The organism is Pseudomonas sp. LSJ-87, from assembly GCF_032971465.1.
GTDB lineage: Bacteria > Pseudomonadota > Gammaproteobacteria > Pseudomonadales > Pseudomonadaceae > Aquipseudomonas > Aquipseudomonas putida_Z.
Window position 1 is genome coordinate 184,227 of record NZ_JAWJYQ010000004.1, and the last position, 21,605, is coordinate 205,831.

Below are 21,605 nucleotides of genomic sequence, written 5' to 3' on the forward strand. Positions count from 1 at the left end.
TGATTTTTTTGTTTCTGGCGCGGAGACCGCTCGATGCCTGTCGCACCCAACCCATTGTTGCAAGGCAACGCCATCGCCAACACCTCGCGTTCGGCCACCGCACAGGCCGACAAGCCGCTGCAGGCGCCGGGCGACAAGGGCGACGGCTTCGGCCAGGTGATGGCCCGGCAGGGCCGCGAAAAGGCCGCCGGGCAGGACGACAAGGTCGCCCAGGCCAAGCCCAAGGACAAGCCCGAGGCGGCGCAGGGCGGCAAGAAAGCCGCTGCCGACAAACCCGCGGTTGCCGATGACGGCAAACAATTGCCAGCCGACGACCAGGCCCAGGCCGACACCGGCTTGCGCGATGCCAGCCTGGTTGCCGGCCAGGTCACCGACGCCCAGCCTGGCGCACAACTGATCCAGGCCCAGGCCGAGGCGGTGGCGCCGGTGTTGCAGGCCGCCGCGGCGCAGGCGCAGGTCACCGCCGAGCTGCCCGAGGAGCCGGCCGCCGAGGAAGCCTTCGACCCTGACTCCGACCCTTTGGCCAACCTTCCTACCCTGCGCCTGGCACTGGAACAAAGCGCCCAGGCCAAGGGAGCGACCTCGGCGCATGCCCTGGACCCTTCGCAGGCTCAGGGCGAAGAGGGGCAGATGGCCGTCAATACCTTGGCGAATCTGGTCGAGAATGCCGAGGGTGAAACGGGCGAGCCTGGCGACAAGGCCTTTGCTGGCATGCTCGAAGATGGCCTGAAAGACACCAAGAGCGCTGGCAGCGATACACGCGTAGACGATTTCGCCAACCGCCTGGCCAACCTGACCCAGGCCGCCACGGCCAAGACCGCCAATGCCGTGCCGGCCAATGCCAGCCCATTGCACCAACCGCTGCCGATGAACCAGAACGCCTGGGCCGAAGGCCTGGTCAACCGGGTCATGTACCTGTCCAGCCAGAACCTCAAATCGGCGGATATCCAGCTGGAACCGGCGGAACTGGGCCGCCTGGACATTCGCGTCAATGTTGCGAAGGACCAGTCGACCCAGGTCACCTTCATCAGCGGCCACGCCGGCGTGCGGGACGCCCTCGACAGCCAGGTGCACCGCCTGCGCGAGCTGTTTGCCCAGCAGGGGCTGGCACAGCCGGATGTCAACGTGGCCGACCAGTCGCGTGGGCAGCAACAACAGCAGCAGGGGCAGGCGCAGGGCAGCAACCTGTCCGGGGTGGCGGCGCGCCGGGCCGAGCAGGGCGGGGCAGAGGCAGTCGATAGCGCCCGGCCTGTGGAGCAGCAGGTGGTTGTTGGCGACAGTGCGGTCGATTACTACGCGTAGATCCCGATTGCCTGTACTGGCCTCTTCGCGGGTAAACCCGCTCCCACAAGTACAGTGCAGGCTTCGAAGCCTGTGGAGGTCCTGTGGGAGCGGGTTCACCCGCGAAGAAGCCAGCACAGTCGTTCCTGCTGAAATCTCCCTTCTGCGAAATCTGGCATAACACTTGCTCAAGCCAAGCCATCCTCCCTTGAACCCCCGATGGACGACGGATTATTGGCATGGCGAAGAGCGAAGCAGTCAAAGACCCCGCCACTAAAGGCAAACTCAAGCTGATCCTGCTGGCGGTAGTGGGCCTGTTGCTGGCGATCGGCCTTTCGGTGGGCGCTACCTGGTTCATCATGCACAAGAGCGAGCCGGCCCCGGCCGCCGATCCTGCAGCCAGCAACGTCAAGCCAGCGGCTATCTACGAAGCGCTGGCCCCGGCCTTCGTGGTCAACTTCAACCAGAACGGCCGCCAGCGCTACATGCAGGTGAGCATCACCCTGCAAGCGCGCAGCCAGGCTGACCTGGACGCCCTCAAGGTGCACATGCCGGTGATCCGCAACAACCTGGTGATGATGTTCTCCGGGCAAGGCTTCGACACCCTGGCCGGCAGCCCGGTGGGGCAGGAGATGCTGCGCCAGAAGGCCACCGCAGTGGTTCAGGAAGTGGCGCAGAAGGAAGTCGGCAAGCCGGTCGTCGACCAGTTGCTGTTCACCAATTTCGTATTGCAGTAGGAGTCCGCAATGGCCGTACAGGACCTGCTGTCCCAGGATGAAATCGATGCCCTGTTGCATGGCGTCGACGACGGGCTGGTGCAGACCGAGAGTGCATCCGAGCCTGGCAGCATCAAAAGCTACGACCTGACCAGTCAGGACCGTATCGTGCGGGGTCGCATGCCGACCCTGGAAATGATCAACGAGCGTTTCGCCCGTTACACCCGTATCAGCATGTTCAACCTGCTGCGCCGCTCCGCCGACGTGGCAGTGGGCGGCGTGCAGGTGATGAAATTCGGCGAATACGTGCACTCGCTGTATGTGCCGACCAGCCTCAACCTGGTCAAGATCAAGCCGCTGCGCGGTACCTCGCTGTTCATCCTCGACGCCAAGCTGGTGTTCAAGCTGGTGGACAACTTCTTCGGCGGCGATGGCCGCCACGCCAAGATCGAAGGCCGCGAGTTCACCCCCACCGAGTTGCGCGTGGTGCGCATGGTGCTGGACCAGTGCTTCGTCGACCTCAAGGAAGCCTGGCAGGCAATCATGCCGGTCACCTTCGAGTACATGAACTCCGAGGTAAACCCGGCCATGGCCAACATTGTCGGCCCCAGCGAGGCGGTGGTGGTGTCCACCTTCCACATCGAGCTGGACGGCGGAGGCGGCGACCTGCACGTGACCATGCCGTACTCGATGATCGAGCCGGTGCGGGAAATGCTCGACGCCGGTTTCCAGTCCGACCTGGACGACCAGGACGAGCGCTGGGTCAAGGCCCTGCGCGAGGACGTGCTGGACGTGGCCGTGCCGCTGACCGCCACCGTAGCCCGGCGCCAGCTGAAGCTGCGCGACATCCTGCACATGCAGCCTGGCGACGTGATCCCGGTGGAGCTGCCCGAGCACCTGGTGCTGCGCGCCAACGGCGTGCCGTCGTTCAAGGCGCGCCTGGGTTCGCACAAGGGCAACCTGGCGCTGCAGATCATCGACCCGATCGAACGCCGCTGACGCGTGCCGGTCGCTCATAACAAATTGAATGCCTGTCGAGGAAACCATGGCTAACGAAAACGAGATCACCTCCGCAGAGGACCAGGCACTGGCCGATGAATGGGCTGCGGCACTGGAAGAAACCGGTGCAGCCGGCCAGGCCGATATCGATGCACTGCTGGGTGGTGACACCGGTAGCAGCGCCGGCGGCGCGGGCCGCCTGCCGATGGAGGAGTTCGCCAGCTCGCCGAAGCCGAACGAAAACGTCAGCCTCGAAGGCCCTAACCTGGACGTGATCCTGGATATCCCGGTGAACATTTCCATGGAAGTGGGCAGTACCGAGATCAACATCCGCAACCTGCTGCAGCTCAACCAGGGCTCGGTGATCGAACTCGACCGCCTGGCCGGCGAGCCGCTCGACGTGCTGGTCAACGGCACGCTGATTGCCCATGGCGAGGTGGTGGTGGTCAACGAGAAGTTCGGCATCCGCCTGACCGACGTGATCAGCCCCAGCGAACGTATCAAGAAGCTGCGCTGAGTGAAGGGCACGATGCGCGCCATCGCGGCGCTCGCCGCGCTGCTCGCCAGCCAGGCTTGCCTGGCCGCGGCCACACCGGCGGCAACCCCGGCAACCGCGCCTGGCAGCCTCGGTGGGCAGCTGGCGCAGATGGTCTTCGGCCTGCTGCTGGTGGTCGGCCTGATCTTCTTCCTGGCCTGGTTGCTGCGGCGCATGCAAAGCACGGCGGTAAAGGGCGGGCAGGTGATCGAGATCGTCGGCAGCCGGGCCATCGGCCCGCGTGACCGCCTGCTGCTGGTGCAGGTGGGCAAGGAGCAGATCCTGATCGGCCATACCCCTGGCAGCATCGAGGCCCTGCATGTGCTGGCCGAACCCGTGGAAGTGCCGGAAAGCGCCCGCCAGGCGACGCCGGAGTTTGCCCAGCGGCTGATGGAGCTGATGGGCAAGGACCCTAAGGACAAGAAGTGATGAGTGGCGCGCTGCGTGTGTTGTTGACTCTGGCGCTGCTGCTGGCTGCGCCGCTGGCCCTGGGGGCCGACCCGCTGTCGATCCCGGCCATTACCCTGTCCAATACCGCGGACGGGCAGCAGGAGTATTCGGTCAGCCTGCAGATTCTGCTGATCATGACGGCGCTCAGCTTCATCCCGGCGTTCGTCATTCTGATGACCAGCTTCACCCGCATCATCATCGTGTTCTCGATCCTGCGTCAGGCCCTGGGCCTGCAGCAGACGCCGTCGAACCAGCTGCTGACCGGCATGGCGCTGTTCCTGACCATGTTCATCATGGCGCCGGTGTTCGACCGGGTGAACCAGGACGCACTGCAGCCGTACCTGAAGGAGCAGATGACTGCCCAGCAGGCCATCGACAAGGCCCAGGGGCCGCTCAAGGACTTCATGCTGGCACAAACCCGGCAAAGCGATCTCGACCTGTTCATGCGCCTGTCCAAGCGTACCGACATCGCCGGCCCGGACCAGGTGCCGCTGACGATCCTGGTGCCGGCGTTCGTCACCTCCGAGCTGAAGACCGCGTTCCAGATCGGTTTCATGATCTTCATCCCGTTCCTGATCATCGACATGGTGGTAGCCAGCGTGCTGATGGCCATGGGTATGATGATGCTGTCGCCGCTGATCATCTCGCTGCCGTTCAAGATCATGCTGTTCGTGCTGGTCGATGGCTGGGCGCTGATCATGGGCACCTTGGCCAGCAGTTTCGGCGGCGTCTGACGCCGTCAAGGAGAGCCGCCGATGACACCTGAAGTCGCTGTCGACCTGTTCCGTGATGCCTTGTGGCTGACCACCCTGATGGTCGCCATACTGGTGGTGCCCAGTCTGCTGGTGGGCCTGGTGGTGGCCATGTTCCAGGCCGCCACGCAGATCAACGAACAGACCCTGAGCTTCCTGCCACGCCTGCTGGTGATGCTGGTCACGCTGATCGTCGCCGGGCCGTGGCTGGTGCAGAAGTTCATGGAGTACATCACCAGTCTGTACACCAACATCCCGCAGCTGATCGGTTGACGCGCCGATGCTGGAGCTGACCGACACGCAGATCGGCACCTGGGTCGCCACCTTCATCCTGCCGTTGTTCCGGGTGACGGCAGTATTGATGACCATGCCGATCTTCGGCACCCGCATGCTGCCGGCGCGGGTGCGCCTGTACGTGGCGGTGGCTATCACCGTGGTGATCGTCCCGGCCCTGCCGCCCTTGCCCGAGTTCGATCCGCTGAGCCTGCGCGGCCTGCTGCTGTGTGCCGAGCAGGTCATCGTCGGGGCGTTGTTCGGGTTGTCGCTGCAGTTGTTGTTCCAGGCTTTCGTCATCGCTGGCCAGATCGTCGCGGTGCAGATGGGCATGGCCTTCGCATCGATGGTCGACCCGGCCAACGGCGTCAACGTCACGGTGATCAGCCAGTTCATGACCATGCTGGTGAGCGTGCTGTTCCTGCTGATGAACGGCCATCTGGTGGCATTCGAGGTGCTGACCGAAAGCTTCACCACCTTGCCGGTGGGCAATGCGCTGGTGGTCAATCAGTTCTGGGAGCTGGCGGGGCGCCTGGGTTGGGTGTTCGGTGCCGGCCTGTTGCTGATCCTGCCGGCTATCGCCGCGCTGCTGGTGGTGAACATCGCCTTTGGCGTAATGACGCGTGCCGCGCCGCAGCTGAACATTTTCTCCATCGGTTTTCCGCTGACCCTGGTCATGGGCATGCTCATTTTCTGGGTCGGCCTGGCCGACATACTTTCCCATTACCAGGCATTGGCCAGCGAAGCGCTGCAATGGCTGCGTGATCTGGCAAGGGCGCGCTGAGCATGGCGGAAAGCGAAAGCGGTCAGGACAAGACAGAGGAACCCACTGACAAGCGCAAGCGCGATGCCCGCGAGAAAGGCGAGATCGCGCGTTCCAAGGAGCTGAACACGGTGGCGGTGACCTTGGCCGGCGCCGGTGGCCTGCTGGCGTTCGGCGGCCACCTGGCCGAGACACTGCTGGCGATCATGCGCATGAACTTCAGCCTGACCCGCGACTTCATCGTCGATGAGCGGGCCATGGGTGCCTTCCTGTTGGCCTCGGGCAAGATGGCAATCTGGGCGGTGCAGCCGATCTTGATCCTGTTGTTCGTGATTTCGTTTGTCGCGCCGATTGTCCTGGGCGGTTTCCTGTTTTCCGGCAGCCTGTTGCAGCCGAAATTCAGCCGCATGAATCCCTTGTCGGGGATCAAGCGCATGTTCTCGATGAACGCCCTGACCGAGCTATTGAAAGCACTCGCCAAGTTTTTCGTGATTCTGGTCGTGGCAGTAGTGGTGCTGGTCAACGACCGCCAGGCGCTGCTCGCCATCGCCAATGAGCCGTTGGAGCAGGCGATTATCCATAGCCTGCAGGTGGTGGGCTGGAGTGCGTTGTGGATGTCGGCCGGGCTGCTGTTGATTGCGGCGGCGGACGTGCCGTTCCAGCTGTGGCAGACGCACAACAAGCTGAAGATGACCAAGCAGGAAATCAAGGACGAGTACAAGGACAGCGAAGGCAAGCCCGAGGTCAAGCAGCGTATTCGCCAGCTGCAGCGTGAGGCTTCGCAGCGGCGCATGATGGCGGCTGTGCCCGAAGCCGACGTGATCATCACCAACCCGACGCATTATGCGGTGGCCTTGCAATACGACCCGGAGAAAGGCGGGGCGGCGCCGTTGCTGCTGGCCAAGGGGACGGATTTCATTGCCTTGAAGATTCGCGAGATCGGCGTGGAGCACAAGGTCCAGATCCTCGAATCGCCGGCGTTGGCGCGGGCGATCTACTACTCCACCGAACTCGAGCAGGAAATCCCTGCCGGGCTTTACCTGGCGGTGGCGCAGGTGCTGGCCTATGTGTTCCAGATCCGCCAGTACCGGGCAGGCAAGGGCAAGCGGCCAGAGCCGCTGAAGGACGACCTGCCGATTCCTCCGGACCTGCGCCGCGACAGTTGACCTTGTGTCAGGGCTTCTGGCCCTTTCGCGGGTGAACCCGCTCCCACAGGTCCTGTGCGGGCCTTGAAGGCTGTGCGGTCCCTGTGGGAGCGGGCGTGCCCGCGAAGAGGCCGGAACAGGCAACATAAATCCCCCGTCGAGCAAAGTTGGAAGGCTTCTTGTCAAGCTAGCGCCAGTCGCCTGCGCCGCGACAGTTGACCTTGTGTCAGGGCGTCTGGCCCTTTCGCGGGCACGCCCGCTCCCACAGGGACCTCATGCTCCTCGAGGGCGACGCCGCACCTGTGGGAGCGGGTTCACCCGCGAAGAGGCCGGAACAGGCAACATAAATCCCCCGTCGAGCAAAGTTGGAAGGCTTCTTGCAAAGCCAGCGCCAGGCGCGCCCTGTGCGTCAAAGTTTTGCATCAAGAGGACTCGCGGTGGATCGCACTCAGTTAATCAGCAACGCCCGTAACAACCTGGCCGGGCTCGGCCGGGGCAACCTGGGTGTGCCGCTGTTGCTGCTGGTGATGTTGGCAATGATGATGTTGCCGATACCGCCGTTCCTGCTCGACGTGTTCTTCACTTTCAACATCGCCCTGTCGATCGTGGTCCTGCTGGTCTGCGTCTACGCCCTGCGCCCGCTCGACTTCGCCGCATTCCCCACCATCCTGCTGGTGGCCACGCTGTTGCGCCTGGCCCTGAACGTGGCTTCCACCCGGGTGGTGATGCTGCATGGCCAGGAGGGCCACGGCGCCGCCGGCAAGGTGATCCAGGCCTTCGGCGAGGTGGTGATCGGCGGTAACTACGTGGTCGGTGCCGTGGTGTTCGCCATCCTCATGATCATCAACTTCGTGGTGGTGACCAAGGGCGCCGGGCGTATCTCGGAAGTGAGCGCGCGTTTCACCCTCGACGCCATGCCCGGCAAGCAGATGGCCATCGACGCCGACCTCAACGCCGGCCTGATCGACCAGGCCCAGGCCAAGCACCGTCGTGCCGAAGTGGCGCAGGAAGCCGAGTTCTACGGTTCGATGGACGGTGCCAGCAAGTTCGTCCGCGGTGACGCCATCGCCGGCCTGCTGATCCTGTTCATCAACCTGATCGGCGGCATGCTGATCGGCATGCTGCAGCACGGCATGAGCTTTGGCGATGCCGGCAAGGTGTACGCCTTGCTGACCATCGGTGACGGTTTGGTGGCGCAATTGCCATCACTGTTGCTGTCCACCGCTGCCGCGATCATGGTTACCCGTGCTTCGGGCTCCGAGGACATGGGCAAGCTGATCAACCGGCAGATGTTCGATTCGCCCAAGGCCCTGGCGGTGTCCGGCGCGCTGATGATCGTCATGGGCCTGGTGCCGGGCATGCCGCACGTGGCCTTCCTAAGCCTCGGCCTGCTGGCCGGTGGTGGCGCCTACCTGGTGTGGAAGAAGCAGCAGAAGGCCAAGGCGCAGGCGCTGCAGGAGGCGCAGCGCCAGCAGGACCTGCTGCCCTCGCCACAGCGTGCGCTGGAAACCAAGGAGCTGGGCTGGGACGACGTCACGCCGATCGACATGATTGGCCTGGAGGTCGGCTACCGGTTGATCCCGTTGGTCGATCGCAACCAGGGTGGCCAATTGCTCGCGCGGATCAAGGGCGTGCGCAAGAAGCTGTCGCAAGACCTGGGCTTCCTCATGCCCACCGTGCACATCCGCGACAACCTCGACCTGCAGCCCAGCGCGTATCGCCTGACCCTGATGGGGGTGATCCTGGCCGAGGCCGAGATCTACCCGGACCGTGAACTGGCAATCAACCCGGGGCAGGTGTTCGGCACCCTCAACGGCATTGCCGCGCGCGACCCGGCGTTTGGCCTTGAAGCCGTGTGGATCGATGTCGGCCAGCGCTCCCAGGCGCAGTCGCTGGGCTACACCGTGGTCGACGCCAGCACCGTGGTGGCCACCCACCTGAACCAGATCCTGCAGAAGCATTGCCACGAGCTGATCGGCCATGAAGAGGTCCAGCAACTGCTGCAGGTGTTGGCCAAGGCATCGCCTAAACTTGCAGAAGAGCTGGTGCCGGGTGTCATTTCCTTGTCGGGCCTGCTCAAGGTGCTGCAAGCGCTGTTGTCTGAACAAGTGCCAGTGCGCGATATTCGCAGTATCGCCGAGGCGATCGCGAACAACGCCGGCAAGAGTCAAGATACCGCCGCGCTGGTGGCGGCAGTGCGCGTCGGATTGTGTCGCGCCATCGTGCAAAGCATTGTCGGCGTTGAGTCGGAGCTGCCAGTGATTACCCTGGAGCCAAGGTTGGAACAGATTTTGCTCAATAGTCTGCAAAGGGCCGGGCAAGGTCAGGAAGACGGTGTTCTTCTGGAGCCGAGCATGGCCGAGAAGCTGCAGCGTTCGCTGATCGAGGCGGCCCAACGCCAGGAAATGCAGGGCCAGCCGGCCATCCTCCTGGTCGCCGGCCCGATCCGCGCCATGCTGTCGCGTTTCGGTCGCCTGGCTGTACCGAATTTGCATGTTCTGGCGTATCAGGAAATACCGGACAACAAGCAAGTCACCATCGTTGCCACCGTGGGCCCTAACGGCTGAGGTAGGGGATAATGCAAGTTAAGCGATTTTTCGCCGCCGATATGCGTCAGGCCATGAAGCTGGTCCGTGATGAGCTGGGCGCCGATGCCGCCATCATCGGCAACCGTCGCATCGCCGGCGGTGTCGAGCTGACGGCCGCGCTGGACTACAAGCTGTCCGCCCTGGCCCCGCGTGTGCCCAACGCCGAACTGGAAGAAGAGCTGCGCAAGACCCATACGCGCATCGCCACTGCCCAGGCCGAGCTGGGCCACCGCCAGGACAGCAGCGACAACAACCGCCAATTGTTCGCCGGGCAGTCGCTGACCGCTGCCGAGCCGTTGATCGAACCGCACGTCGATGCGCCCGAGGCTGCTGCAGCGCCTGCGTCGGCGCCGGTCGACCCGCGCCTGTTCGATGCCATGCGCTCCGAGCTGTCGGGCCTGCGCGAGCTGCTGGAAGTGCAGCTCGGCTCGCTGGCCTGGAACCAGCTGCAGGGCAGCAAGCCGCAGCAGGCCACCGTCTGGCGCCGGCTGCAACGCATCGGCCTGTCCGGGCCGATCGCCCGTGAGCTGCTGGACCTGACTGCCGAGATCGACGAGCCACGCCAGGCCTGGCGCATGTTGCTGGCGCACCTGGCGCGGATGATTGAAATCCCCGAGGTCGAGCCGATCGAAGAGGGCGGGGTGATCGCCATGGTCGGCCCGGCCGGCATGGGCAAGACCACCACCCTGGCCAAGCTGGCCGCCCGCTACGTGCTCAAGTACGGCGCGCAGAACCTGGCGCTGGTGAGCATGGACAGCTTCCGCATCGGCGCCCAGGAGCAGCTCAAGACCCTGGGCCGCATCCTCAACGTGCCGGTGACCTACGTCGACCCGGGTCAGTCGCTGGCCGCGGCGCTGGAGCCGCTGCTGCGCAAGCGCGTGGTGCTGATCGATACCGCCGGCCTGCAGGCCAGCGACCCGGCCCTGCGCATGCAACTGGACACCCTGGCCGGGCGTGGCATTGCCGCGAAGAACTACCTGGTGCTGGCCACCACCAGCCAGAAGCAGGTGCTGACCGCCGCCTACCACAGCTACAAGCGCTGCGGCCTGGCCGGTTGCATCCTGACCAAACTCGATGAAACGGCGAGCCTTGGCGACGTGCTGAGCCTTGCCATCAGTCATGATTTGCCAGTGGCCTACCTGACCGACGGGCCGCGCATTCCTGACGACCTGCACCTGCCACGGGGGCACCAGTTGGTCTCCCGCGCGGTCAATGTGCAGCAGCAGGACGAGCCCAGCGAAGAGGCCATGGCCGACATGTTCGCTGATCTCTATCACAACCCACGGCGAGCGGGTTGATGATGAAATGTGTGCAAGGTAGCTATGCCAAGGGGTACGCAGAATTGCCCTACGTGTGGCCTGAGTCCCAGCGAGACAAGGTAAAGAACAGACATGGGTAGCATGCATCCCGTACAGGTGATCGCCGTGACCGGTGGCAAAGGTGGCGTCGGCAAGACTAACGTTTCAGTGAACCTGTCCCTGGCGCTGGCCGAGCTTGGCCGCAGGGTCATGCTGCTCGACGCCGACCTGGGCCTGGCCAATGTCGATGTGCTGCTGGGCCTTACCCCCAAGCGGACCCTGGCCGATGTCATCGAAGGGCGCTGCGAGCTGCGCGACGTGATGTTGCAGGGCCCCGGTGGTGTGCGCATCGTGCCGGCTGCCTCGGGCACGCAGAGCATGGTGCACCTGGCCCCGGCCCAGCATGCCGGGCTGATCCAGGCGTTCAGCGAAATCGGCGACAACCTCGACGTGCTGGTGATCGACACTGCGGCCGGTATCGGTGATTCGGTGGTCAGCTTCGTACGTGCCGCCCAGGAAGTGCTGCTGGTGGTATGCGACGAACCCACCTCGATCACCGATGCTTACGCCCTGATCAAGCTGCTCAACCGCGACTACGGCATGAACCGTTTCCGGGTGCTGGCCAACATGGCGCAGAGCCCGCAGGAAGGCCGCAACCTGTTCGCCAAGCTGACCAAGGTCACCGACCGCTTCCTCGACGTTGCCCTGCAGTACGTGGGCGCCGTGCCGTATGACGAGTGCGTGCGCAAGGCGGTGCAGAAGCAGCGTGCCGTGTACGAAGCCTTCCCACGCTCCAAATGCGCGCTGGCCTTCAAGGCGATTGCCCAGAAGGTCGATAGCTGGCCGCTGCCGGCCAACCCGCGCGGCCATCTGGAGTTCTTTGTCGAGCGTCTGGTGCAGCCCACCAGCGCGGGACCTGTGCTATGAACGCCAGCGGTTTCAAGATGTACAGCCGGGCGTCGAAAGACGCGCAGTACGAGCTGATCGAGCGCTACGCCCCGTTGGTCAAGCGCATCGCCTACCACCTGCTGGCGCGGCTGCCGGCCAACGTGCAGGTCGAGGACCTGATTCAGGCCGGCATGATCGGCCTGCTGGAAGTGGCCAACAAGTACGACGCCAGCAAGGGCGCCAGCTTCGAAACCTACGCCGGCATCCGCATTCGCGGGGCCATGCTGGACGAAGTGCGCAAGGGCGACTGGGCACCGCGTTCGGTGCACCGCAACACCCGCATGGTCAGCGACGCGATGCGTGCGGTTGAAGCCAGAACCGGCCGTGACGCTAAAGATCATGAAGTTGCTGCCGAACTCCAATTGAGTCTCGATGATTACTACGGGATCTTGAACGATACCCTGGGCAGCCGCCTGTTCAGCTTCGACGACCTGTTGCAGGACGGCGAGCACGAAGGGCTGCATGAGGATGGCGCCAGTGGCCAGGTAGAACCTGCGCGTGGTCTGGAGGACGAGCGCTTCCAGGTCGCCCTGACCGAGGCCATCGCCAACCTGCCGGAGCGTGAGCGCCTGGTGCTGGCGCTGTACTACGACGAAGAGCTGAACCTCAAGGAAATCGGTGAGGTGCTGGGGGTCAGCGAGTCGCGGGTCAGCCAGTTGCACAGCCAGTGTGCCGCGCGCCTGCGCAGCCGCCTGGGGGAATGGCGGGCGCGTTGAGCCCGCTGTCGTTGCAGTCGTTTTCTACGTTGTACCGAATTGTGAATGCGCGCTCGGGGCCGAGCGCGTTTGAGACTGCTTGGAGGTCTACTTGAACAAAGACATGAAAATCCTCATCGTTGACGACTTTTCGACGATGCGGCGGATCATCAAGAACCTGTTGCGTGACCTGGGCTTCACCAACACCGAAGAAGCCGACGACGGCACCACGGCGCTGCCGATGCTGGAGAACGGCCACTACGACTTCCTGGTGACCGACTGGAACATGCCTGGCATGTCCGGCATCGACCTGCTGCGCAAGGTGCGTGCCCACGATCGCCTGAAAACCATGCCGGTGCTGATGGTGACCGCCGAAGCCAAGCGCGACCAGATCATCGAAGCGGCCCAGGCTGGCGTCAATGGCTACGTGGTCAAGCCGTTCACCGCCCAGGTGCTCAAAGAAAAGATCGAGAAGATCTTCGAACGCGTCAACGGCTGAGTCACGTCAGGGGGCGCGCCATGGATTCATCACAAACGTCTTTGGGCGAGTTCGAATCGACCCTGAAGAAGCATGCCCAGGAGCTGGTCGAAAGCCTGGAGCGGGGCCGTTTCGGCGAGGCGGTGCAGCTGATTCACGAGCTGAACCAGACCCGCGACCGCGGCCTGTACCAGGAAGTCGGCAAGCTGACCCGCGAGCTGCACAGTGCCATCGTCAGTTTCCAGATCGACCCGACCATGCCGCAGGCCGAGGAGGTGTCGCAGATAACCGACGCCACCGAGCGCCTGTCGTACGTGGTCAGGCTCACCGAGGGCGCGGCCAACCGCACCATGGACCTGGTCGAGGAAAGCACCCCGGTGCTCAATGACCTGGCCAGCGAGGCCCAGGCCCTGAGCACCGACTGGCAGCGTTTCATGCGCCGCGAAGTGGCTGCGCCGGAGTTCCGTGACCTGGTCAAGCGCGTCGACAGTTTCCTGACGCACAGCGCCGAAGGTAACCGCAAGGTCGCCGGCCACCTCAACGACATTCTGCTGGCCCAGGACTATCAGGACCTGACCGGCCAGGTGATCAAGCGCGTCACCACGTTGGTCACCGAGGTGGAAAGCAACCTGCTCAAACTGGTGTTGATGGCCAGCCAGGTCGACCGCTTTGCGGGCATCCAGCATGACCACGATCAACTGCGCGCAGAAAAAGATCGAGAAAAACATCCGACTCGGGGTGAAGGTCCGCAGATTCATGCCGATAAGCGTGAAGACGTCGTGTCCGGTCAGGACGATGTCGATGATTTGCTGTCCAGCCTGGGTTTTTAAGGAGCACGTTTGATGAGCTTCGGCGCCGATGAAGAAATCCTCCAGGATTTCCTGGTAGAAGCCGGCGAAATTCTTGAGCAACTGTCCGAGCAACTGGTCGAGCTGGAAAGCCGGCCCGACGATGCCGACCTGCTCAATGCGATCTTTCGCGGTTTCCACACTGTAAAAGGGGGCGCCGGCTTCCTTCAGCTGAACGAGCTGGTGGAGTGCTGCCATATCGCCGAGAACGTGTTCGACGTCCTGCGCAAAGGTGAGCGCCGGGTCGACGCGGAACTGATGGATGTGGTGCTCGAGGCACTGGACACGGTCAACAGCATGTTTGGCCAGGTGCGCGAGCGCACCGAAGTGACCGCGGCCACCCCCGAGCTGCTGGCGGCGCTGTCGCGCCTGGCCGAGCCGGGTGGCGCCGAAGCCGTTGAAGTGCCTGCCGCTGCGGCACCGGTTGCCGAAGCGCCTGCCGAGGAGCAGGACATCACTGACAGCGAGTTCGAGCAGCTGCTCGATTCGCTCGATGCGGTCAAGGCACAAGCTGCGGCCGACGAGCAGATGCAGGGCGAGACCGTCAGCGGTGAGGGTGACGAAATCAGCGACGCCGAGTTCGAGTCGCTGCTCGACCAGTTGCACGGCAAAGGCCAGTTCAGCGCCGAGGTTGCCGCGCAGCCGGTTGCCAGCGCGCCGGAAGCGGCCAGCGACGAAATTACCGACGCCGAGTTCGAATCGCTGCTGGACCAGTTGCATGGCAAGGGCACCTTCCAGGCCGATGCCTTGCCCGCTGCCAAGGCGCCGACGCCTGTCGCAACCGACACCAGCGCAGCCAGCGACGAAATCAGCGAGCACGAGTTCGAGGCGCTGCTGGACCAGTTGCACGGCAAGGGCAAGTTCGGTGGCGACGTTGCCGCCGTCGAAGCCCCGGCTGCGGCCAAGGTGCAAGCGCCGGTCGCGGCCAAGGCCGACAGCCAGCCCGTGGCCAAGCCAGCCGCAGTTGCTGCGCCGGCACCGGCACCTGCCAGCAAACCTGCCGCAGCACCCCGCGCCCCGGCGCCGGCTGCCGAGAAGCATGGCGCCAGCGAAGCGGAAACCACCGTGCGGGTCGATACCGCGCGCCTGGACGAGATCATGAACATGGTCGGCGAACTGGTGCTGGTGCGTAACCGCCTGGTGCGCCTGGGCCTGAACAGCGGCGACGAGGCCATGTCCAAGGCTGTGTCCAACCTCGACGTGGTCACCGCCGACCTGCAGACCGCGGTGATGAAAACCCGCATGCAGCCGATCAAGAAAGTCTTCGGCCGCTTCCCGCGCCTGGTGCGCGACCTGGCCCGCCAGCTCAAGAAAGAGATCAACCTGGAGCTGGTCGGCGAAGAGACCGACCTCGACAAGAACCTGGTCGAGGCCCTGGCCGACCCGTTGGTGCACCTGGTGCGCAACGCTGTCGATCATGGCGTGGAAATGCCCGAAGAGCGTGAAGCCTCCGGCAAGGCGCGCACCGGCCGCGTGGTGCTGTCGGCCGAGCAGGAAGGCGACCACATCCTGCTGTCGATCTCTGACGACGGCAAGGGCATGGACCCCAACATCCTGCGCGCCAAGGCCGTGGAAAAGGGCTTGATGGACAAGGATGCCGCCGATCGCCTGAGCGAGTCGGACTGCTACAACCTGATCTTCGCCCCGGGCTTCTCGACCAAGACCGAGATTTCCGACGTGTCCGGCCGCGGTGTGGGCATGGACGTGGTGAAGACCAAGATCTCCCAGCTCAACGGCTCGATCAACATCTTCTCGGCCAAGGGCCAGGGCTCGAAGATCGTCATCAAGGTGCCGCTGACCCTGGCGATCATGCCCACCCTGATGGTGATGCTGGGCAACCAGGCGTTCGCCTTCCCGCTGGTCAACGTCAACGAGATCTTCCACCTCGACCTGTCGCGCACCAACGTGGTCGACGGTCAGGAAGTGGTGATCGTGCGCGACAAGGCGCTGCCGCTGTTCTACCTCAAGCGCTGGCTGGTCCAGGGCCAGGTGCACGAAGAGCAGCACGAGGGCCACGTGGTGATCCTGTCGGTCGGCACCCAGCGCATCGGCTTTGTCGTCGATCAACTGGTTGGCCAGGAAGAAGTGGTAATCAAGCCGCTGGGCAAGATGCTGCAGGGTACCCCGGGCATGTCCGGGGCCACCATCACCGGCGACGGTCGCATCGCGTTGATTCTCGACGTCCCGAGCATGCTCAAGCGTTACGCCGCGCGGCGTATTTGATTTCGGTGGCGCACCCTGGCGGGTTGCGCCGCCTAATGGAGTGTTTATGGCAGTCAAGGTCCTGGTGGTGGATGATTCCGGTTTCTTCCGCCGCCGCGTCTCGGAAATCCTCTCGGCGGATCCGACGATCCAGGTAGTGGGTACCGCGACCAATGGCAAGGAAGCAATCGACCAGGCGCTGGCGCTGAAGCCCGATGTCATCACCATGGACTACGAAATGCCCATGATGGACGGCATCACCGCGGTACGGCACATCATGCAGCGCTGCCCGACGCCGGTGTTGATGTTCTCGTCGCTGACCCATGAAGGCGCCCGTGTCACCCTCGATGCGCTGGATGCCGGTGCGGTGGATTACCTGCCGAAGAACTTCGAGGACATCTCGCGCAACCCCGACAAGGTCAAGCAACTGCTGTGCGAGAAGGTGCATACCATTTCCCGCAGCAACCGCCGTTTTGGCAGCTACGCCAGCCATGCGCCGGTTGCCGCACCTGGGCCAGCAGGCAGCAGCCATGCACCCACCAGCAGTTTCGCCAGCCCGGCAGCGGCGCGCACGCCTGCGCCTGCCCGTGCGGCGGCCCCGGCTGCGGCGCCAGCACACTCGCCGGCACCCAAGCGCAAGCCATACAAGCTGGTGGCCATCGGCACCTCCACGGGTGGCCCGGTCGCCCTGCAGCGGGTGCTGACCCAGTTGCCGGCCAACTTCCCGGCGCCGATCGTGCTGATCCAGCACATGCCGGCGGCGTTCACCAAGGCCTTTGCCGAACGCCTGGACAAGCTGTGCCGCATCAGCGTCAAGGAAGCCGAGGACGGCGACATGCTGCGCCCGGGCCTGGCCCTGCTGGCCCCGGGTGGCAAGCAGATGATGATCGACGGCCGGGGCACGGTGAAGATCCTGCCCGGTGACGAGCGCCTGAACTACAAGCCGTGCGTGGACATCACCTTCGGCTCGGCGGCCAAGTCGTATGGCGACAAGGTGCTGTCGGTGGTGCTTACCGGCATGGGCGCCGATGGCCGTGAAGGTGCGCGCCTGCTCAAGCAGGGCGGCAGTACGGTGTGGGCCCAGGATGAAGCCAGCTGCGTGATCTATGGCATGCCCATGGCTATCGTCAAGGCCAACCTGGCCGACGCGGTGTACAGCCTGGACGAAATCGGCAAGCACCTGGTGGAGGCGTGCGTCTGATGGACGTGCTCAGCCTGATCGGCCTGATCCTCGCCTTTGTCGCCATCGTCGGTGGCAACTTCCTCGAAGGCGGCCATGTCGGCGCCCTGATCAATGGCCCGGCGGCACTGATCGTGCTGGGCGGCACCCTGGCGGCGGCCTTGCTGCAGTCGCCACTGTCGTCGTTCAAGCGTGCCTTGCAGATTCTGCGCTGGATCCTGTTTCCGCCACGGGTCGACCTGGCGGGCGGGATCGACCGCGTCGTCAACTGGAGCCTGACCGCGCGCAAGGAAGGCCTGCTGGGCCTGGAAGGGGTGGCCGACGGCGAGCCTGACCCGTATGCGCGCAAGGGCCTGCAGCTGCTGGTGGATGGAGCCGAGCCAGAGGCCATCCGCAGCATCCTCGAAGTCGACTTCCTGACCCAGGAAAGCCGTGATATCCAGGCCGCCAAGGTGTTCGAAAGCATGGGTGGCTACGCGCCGACCATCGGCATCATCGGTGCGGTGATGGGCCTGATCCACGTGATGGGCAACCTGGCCGACCCGTCGCAGCTGGGCAACGGCATTGCCGTGGCCTTCGTCGCGACCATCTATGGCGTGGCCAGCGCCAACCTGGTGCTGCTGCCGATCGCCAACAAGCTCAAGGCCATCGTCATGCGCCAGTCGCGCTACCGCGAGATGCTGCTCGAGGGCCTGCTGTCGATTGCCGAGGGTGAGAACCCGCGCTCGATCGAGCTGAAGCTGCAAGGCTTCATGGAGTAACCCATGCGTCGCCGTCGTCATACCGAGGAACACGAAAACCACGAACGCTGGCTGGTGTCGTACGCCGACTTCATCACCTTGCTGTTCGCCTTTTTCGTGGTGATGTACTCGATTTCCTCGATCAACGAGGGCAAGTACAAGGTCATTTCCCAGGCCTTGCTCGGGGTGTTCAACGACCCCGAGCGCAGCATGAAGCCGATCCCCATCGGTGAAGAGCGGCCGCTGAGCGTGCGCTCGGCCGAGCCGTTGGTGAAGGACAGCGAGCAGACCGATGCAGGCCTTGGGGCGACCAGTGTCGACCCGCTGAAAACCATCAGCGATGACGTGCGTGATGCCTTTGGCGACCTGATCAATAGCGACCAGATGACGGTGCGCGGCAATGAGCTGTGGATCGAGATCGAGCTCAATTCCTCGTTGCTGTTCGGCAGTGGCGATGCCATGCCCAGCGACAAGGCATTTGCCATCATCGAGAAGGTGGCCGGCATTCTCAAGCCGTTCGCCAACCCGGTGCACGTCGAAGGCTTTACCGACAACCTGCCGATCCGCACCGCGCAGTACCCGACCAACTGGGAGCTGTCATCGGCGCGGGCGGCGAGCATCGTGCGCCTGCTGGCCATGGAAGGGGTAAACCCGGCACGCATGGCCTCGGTCGGCTATGGCGAGTACCAGCCGGTGGCCAGCAACGACACTGCCGAAGGCCGTGCGCGCAACCGCCGCGTGGTGCTGGTGATTTCGCGCAACCTCGAAGTGCGCCGCAGCCTGACGGGCTCGGGCAGTGCCAATGCCACGCCGGATGCCGCATTGCGCCGGGCTGGCACACAAAGTGCACCGGCTACGCCAGCAACGGTGGCGGGGCAGTGATCCGTCAATTCCCCGACGCTGCCAAGTAGTTGAATGTAGCGCGGTCCTGTGTGGGAGCGGGTTCACCCGCGAAGAAGGTGACACGGTGCATGGCACCGGCTGCGCCGGTGTTCGCGGGTAAACCCGCTCCCACACTGATCGCGCCAGCTTCCGATGTTGAGCAAGACAGTTGCCCCAGCAGTGTCCCTGCCAAATCAATAGATAGAGTTTGCTTGATGAGAGTCTGGGCAGTAGCCAATCAAAAAGGTGGCGTCGGCAAGACCACCACTACCATCGCCCTGGCCGGCCTGCTGGCCGAGGCCGGCAAGCGCGTGGTCGTTGTCGACCTCGACCCGCACGGCTCGATGACCAGCTATTTCGGGCACAACCCGGATGCCCTGGAGCACAGCTGCTACGACCTGTTCCTGCACAAGGGCGCGGTGCCCGAGGGCCTGCCCGGGCAACTGCTGCTGCCCACCAGTGACGAACGCATCTCGCTGTTGCCGTCGAGTACCGCGCTGGCGGTGCTGGAGCGCCAGTCACCGGGGCAGAACGGCCTGGGCCTGGTGATCGCCAAGAGTCTGGCGCAGCTGTGGCAGGATTTCGACTTTGCCCTGATCGACAGCCCACCCTTGCTCGGTGTGCTGATGGTCAATGCCCTGGCAGCCAGCCAGCAGCTGGTGATCCCGGTGCAAACCGAATTCCTCGCTGTCAAGGGCCTGGAGCGCATGGTCGGTACCCTGGCCATGGTCAACCGGTCGCGCAAGCAGGCGCTGCCGTACCAGATCGTGCCGACCTTGTTCGACCGCCGCACCCAGGCCTCGCTGGCCACGCTCAAGCTGCTGCGTGACACCTACGACCAGCATGTATGGCAGGGCTACATCCCGGTGGATACGCGCCTGCGCGATGCCAGCCGCAAGGGCGTCACGCCCTCGCAATTCGACAGCAAGAGCCGCGGGCTGATTGCCTATCGGGCGCTGCTCAAGCACCTGCTGACCTACAAGACTGCAGCGCAGGTGGCCTGATGACCCAGACCCGGCAAACCAATACCCGGCCACAGATGGCCCTGCAGTCATACCTCGACGGCCTGCTGCAGGAGGCCACCGAAGCCGAAGACCTGTTCGAGGCGCCAGCGGCGGCGGACGAGTTCGCCGAAGCGGTGCGCGAAGAGCAGGCGCGTGATGCCTTGCAGCAAGCCAGGCCGGCGTCAGCCGAAGCGACAGTCAGCCCCGCACCACGGCCATTCGCCGAGCCCAGGCTGGCGGTGCTGCCCCGCGTGATGCCGGTGGAAGCACCGGTGGTGACGGTGGTCGAGCGCGAAGTGGTGGCCGAAGCCAGCATCCCGGTGCTGGTCGAAGAGCAAACCGTGGAACCGGCAGTGCCGCTGGTGGATGTGCACCTGCCGGCGCCGCAGGTGCCCGTGCCCCCGGCTACGGTCGATGGCCGCCCGGCCTGGGCCGCCGAGCCGTTCGAATGCCTGCTGTTCGACGTGGCCGGCCTGACCCTGGCGGTGCCGCTGGTGTGCCTGGGGTCGATCTACACCCTGGCTGGCCAGGAACTGACACCACTGTTCGGCCAGCCCGACTGGTTCCTCGGCATCCTGACCTGCCAGGCCGGCAACCTGAAGGTGCTGGATACCGCGCGTTGGGTGATGCCCGACCGCTACCGCGATGATTTTCGCCAGGGCCTGCAATACGTAATTTCCGTGCAGGGCTACGAATGGGGGCTGGCCGTGCACCAGGTCAGCCGCTCGCTGCGCCTGGACCCGTCCGAGATCAAGTGGCGCAGCCAGCGTGGCCAGCGCCCGTGGCTGGCCGGCACGGTGATTGAACACATGTGTGCACTGCTCGACGTCGCCGCACTGGCCGAGCTGATCGCCAGCGGTGCGGTCAAGCAGATGCATGCCAAACAGAAATGACACCGAATACACCGCCGATGGCGGATTTTGAGGGTAGGGGAATGAAAAAGTCGTCTGCACAAGGTTCCGAAGATCCGATCCTGCAGTGGGTTACCTTCCGTCTGGACAATGAGTCCTACGGCATCAACGTGATGCAGGTGCAGGAAGTGTTGCGCTACACCGAGATCGCCCCGGTGCCGGGTGCGCCAAGCTACGTGCTGGGCATCATCAACCTGCGCGGCAACGTGGTGACCGTGATCGACACCCGCCAGCGCTTTGGCCTGATGCCGACCGAAGTCACCGACAACACCCGTATCGTCATCATCGAGGCCGACAAGCAAGTGGTCGGTATCCTGGTCGACAGCGTGGCCGAGGTGGTGTACCTGCGCCAGTCCGAGATCGAGACCGCGCCGAACGTGGGTAACGAAGAATCGGCCAAGTTCATCCAGGGCGTGTGCAACAAGAATGGCGAACTGCTGATCCTGGTCGAGCTGGACAAGATGATGACCGAGGAAGAGTGGTCCGAGCTGGAGAACATCTGAGTTGATCCTACAGGTTGCTGTCATCTTCCTGGCGCTGGTCTGGGCGCTGAGCCTGTGGTTCTTCCTCAACTACAGCAAGCGCCAGCGCGAGCTGGCCGCGCAGCAGGCCGAGGGTGATGCCCTGCGTGACCAGCGCATCAAGGACCTCGCCAAGCGCCTGGACGACTACCAGAACGGTACCGTGCGCATGGGCGAGGCGCTGCACGACCTGCGCGTGGCGGTTGCCCCGCTGCCCGACAAGATCCAGCAGCTGGAGCAGCGCGACCCGCACAACGTCACCTTCACCCAGGCGGCCAAGCTGGTGGGCATGGGCGCCAGCGTGGCCGAGCTGACCGAAAGCTGCGGCCTGACCCAGGCCGAGGCAGAGCTGATGAGCAAGCTGCATCGCAGCAACTGATTGCCATGAGCATTGCG

The 21,605-nt window shown here is 64.1% G+C and carries 23 protein-coding genes; all 23 read left to right on the top strand.

Features of this window, described 5'->3' with window-relative positions; translation table 11 throughout:
- The first annotated feature begins 33 nt into the window (after positions 1–33).
- The 23 genes from RYH74_RS05915 to RYH74_RS06025 all read left to right on the top strand — a co-directional run bounded on the left by RYH74_RS05915 (position 34) and on the right by RYH74_RS06025 (position 21,588).
- Positions 34–1,302 carry a flagellar hook-length control protein FliK gene (locus tag RYH74_RS05915; RefSeq protein WP_317409094.1) on the top strand — a complete coding sequence of 423 codons (1,269 nt, stop codon included), beginning with the start codon at positions 34–36 and terminating at the stop codon, positions 1,300–1,302.
- 218 nt (positions 1,303–1,520) lie between these two features.
- Positions 1,521–2,018, top strand: coding sequence for a flagellar basal body-associated protein FliL (fliL, locus tag RYH74_RS05920; RefSeq protein ID WP_025340078.1), 498 nt, complete (start codon positions 1,521–1,523; stop codon positions 2,016–2,018).
- Positions 2,019–2,027: 9 nt separating this feature from the next.
- A complete protein-coding gene (gene fliM, locus RYH74_RS05925; RefSeq protein ID WP_013973595.1) occupies positions 2,028–2,996 on the top strand; it encodes a flagellar motor switch protein FliM in 969 nt (322 codons plus the stop codon).
- Between the two features lie 46 nt (positions 2,997–3,042).
- Positions 3,043–3,513: a flagellar motor switch protein FliN gene (gene fliN, locus RYH74_RS05930; protein WP_317409095.1), complete on the top strand. Its 471-nt coding sequence runs from the start codon at positions 3,043–3,045 to the stop codon at positions 3,511–3,513.
- A 12-nt stretch (positions 3,514–3,525) separates the two neighbouring features.
- The gene (fliO, locus tag RYH74_RS05935; protein WP_075047027.1) at positions 3,526–3,960 is read left to right on the top strand and encodes a flagellar biosynthetic protein FliO; all 435 of its coding nucleotides are present in this window, start codon (positions 3,526–3,528) and stop codon (positions 3,958–3,960) included.
- Entirely contained in the window at positions 3,960–4,715 is a 756-nt protein-coding gene (gene fliP, locus RYH74_RS05940; protein WP_003257293.1) for a flagellar type III secretion system pore protein FliP, read from the top strand. Before fliO ends, fliP begins: the two co-directional genes overlap by 1 nt.
- A gap of 21 nt (positions 4,716–4,736) precedes the next feature.
- Positions 4,737–5,006: a flagellar biosynthesis protein FliQ gene (gene fliQ, locus RYH74_RS05945; RefSeq protein WP_075045922.1), complete on the top strand. Its 270-nt coding sequence runs from the start codon at positions 4,737–4,739 to the stop codon at positions 5,004–5,006.
- A gap of 7 nt (positions 5,007–5,013) precedes the next feature.
- Positions 5,014–5,790 carry a flagellar biosynthetic protein FliR gene (fliR, locus tag RYH74_RS05950; protein WP_075045921.1) on the top strand — a complete coding sequence of 259 codons (777 nt, stop codon included), beginning with the start codon at positions 5,014–5,016 and terminating at the stop codon, positions 5,788–5,790.
- A 2-nt stretch (positions 5,791–5,792) separates the two neighbouring features.
- Positions 5,793–6,935: a flagellar biosynthesis protein FlhB gene (flhB, locus tag RYH74_RS05955; RefSeq protein WP_015271208.1), complete on the top strand. Its 1,143-nt coding sequence runs from the start codon at positions 5,793–5,795 to the stop codon at positions 6,933–6,935.
- Positions 6,936–7,351: 416 nt separating this feature from the next.
- Complete coding sequence (gene flhA / locus RYH74_RS05960) at positions 7,352–9,481, top strand: flagellar biosynthesis protein FlhA (RefSeq protein WP_013973588.1); 2,130 nt, start codon at positions 7,352–7,354, stop codon at positions 9,479–9,481.
- An 11-nt stretch (positions 9,482–9,492) separates the two neighbouring features.
- Positions 9,493–10,800, top strand: coding sequence for a flagellar biosynthesis protein FlhF (flhF, locus tag RYH74_RS05965; protein ID WP_085614525.1), 1,308 nt, complete (start codon positions 9,493–9,495; stop codon positions 10,798–10,800).
- Between the two features lie 93 nt (positions 10,801–10,893).
- Positions 10,894–11,727, top strand: a complete 834-nt coding sequence (fleN, locus tag RYH74_RS05970) for a flagellar synthesis regulator FleN (RefSeq protein ID WP_003254408.1) — start codon at positions 10,894–10,896, stop codon at positions 11,725–11,727.
- Complete coding sequence (fliA, locus tag RYH74_RS05975) at positions 11,724–12,464, top strand: RNA polymerase sigma factor FliA (protein ID WP_013973585.1); 741 nt, start codon at positions 11,724–11,726, stop codon at positions 12,462–12,464. Before fleN ends, fliA begins: the two co-directional genes overlap by 4 nt.
- Positions 12,465–12,567: 103 nt before the next feature.
- Entirely contained in the window at positions 12,568–12,942 is a 375-nt protein-coding gene (locus RYH74_RS05980) for a chemotaxis response regulator CheY (RefSeq protein WP_161551427.1), read from the top strand.
- A gap of 20 nt (positions 12,943–12,962) precedes the next feature.
- Positions 12,963–13,751: a protein phosphatase CheZ gene (locus RYH74_RS05985; RefSeq protein ID WP_015271204.1), complete on the top strand. Its 789-nt coding sequence runs from the start codon at positions 12,963–12,965 to the stop codon at positions 13,749–13,751.
- A gap of 12 nt (positions 13,752–13,763) precedes the next feature.
- The gene (locus RYH74_RS05990) at positions 13,764–15,992 is read left to right on the top strand and encodes a chemotaxis protein CheA (RefSeq protein WP_075045917.1); all 2,229 of its coding nucleotides are present in this window, start codon (positions 13,764–13,766) and stop codon (positions 15,990–15,992) included.
- Positions 15,993–16,038: 46 nt separating this feature from the next.
- A complete protein-coding gene (locus RYH74_RS05995) occupies positions 16,039–17,172 on the top strand; it encodes a chemotaxis response regulator protein-glutamate methylesterase (protein WP_317409096.1) in 1,134 nt (377 codons plus the stop codon).
- A complete protein-coding gene (locus tag RYH74_RS06000) occupies positions 17,172–17,912 on the top strand; it encodes a flagellar motor protein (protein WP_046614572.1) in 741 nt (246 codons plus the stop codon). The genes RYH74_RS05995 and RYH74_RS06000 overlap by 1 nt, the downstream gene beginning before the upstream one ends.
- 3 nt (positions 17,913–17,915) lie before the next feature.
- Positions 17,916–18,773, top strand: a complete 858-nt coding sequence (gene motD, locus RYH74_RS06005) for a flagellar motor protein MotD (protein ID WP_317409097.1) — start codon at positions 17,916–17,918, stop codon at positions 18,771–18,773.
- 215 nt (positions 18,774–18,988) lie between these two features.
- Entirely contained in the window at positions 18,989–19,777 is a 789-nt protein-coding gene (locus tag RYH74_RS06010) for a ParA family protein (RefSeq protein WP_025340066.1), read from the top strand.
- Entirely contained in the window at positions 19,777–20,670 is an 894-nt protein-coding gene (locus tag RYH74_RS06015; protein ID WP_025340065.1) for a CheW domain-containing protein, read from the top strand. Before RYH74_RS06010 ends, RYH74_RS06015 begins: the two co-directional genes overlap by 1 nt.
- A gap of 41 nt (positions 20,671–20,711) precedes the next feature.
- Positions 20,712–21,191 (top strand): chemotaxis protein CheW, encoded by a 480-nt coding sequence (locus RYH74_RS06020; RefSeq protein WP_003254393.1) that lies wholly within the window; start codon positions 20,712–20,714, stop codon positions 21,189–21,191.
- Position 21,192: 1 nt separating this feature from the next.
- Positions 21,193–21,588 carry a DUF2802 domain-containing protein gene (locus tag RYH74_RS06025; RefSeq protein WP_025340064.1) on the top strand — a complete coding sequence of 132 codons (396 nt, stop codon included), beginning with the start codon at positions 21,193–21,195 and terminating at the stop codon, positions 21,586–21,588.
- Positions 21,589–21,605: the final 17 nt, after the last annotated feature.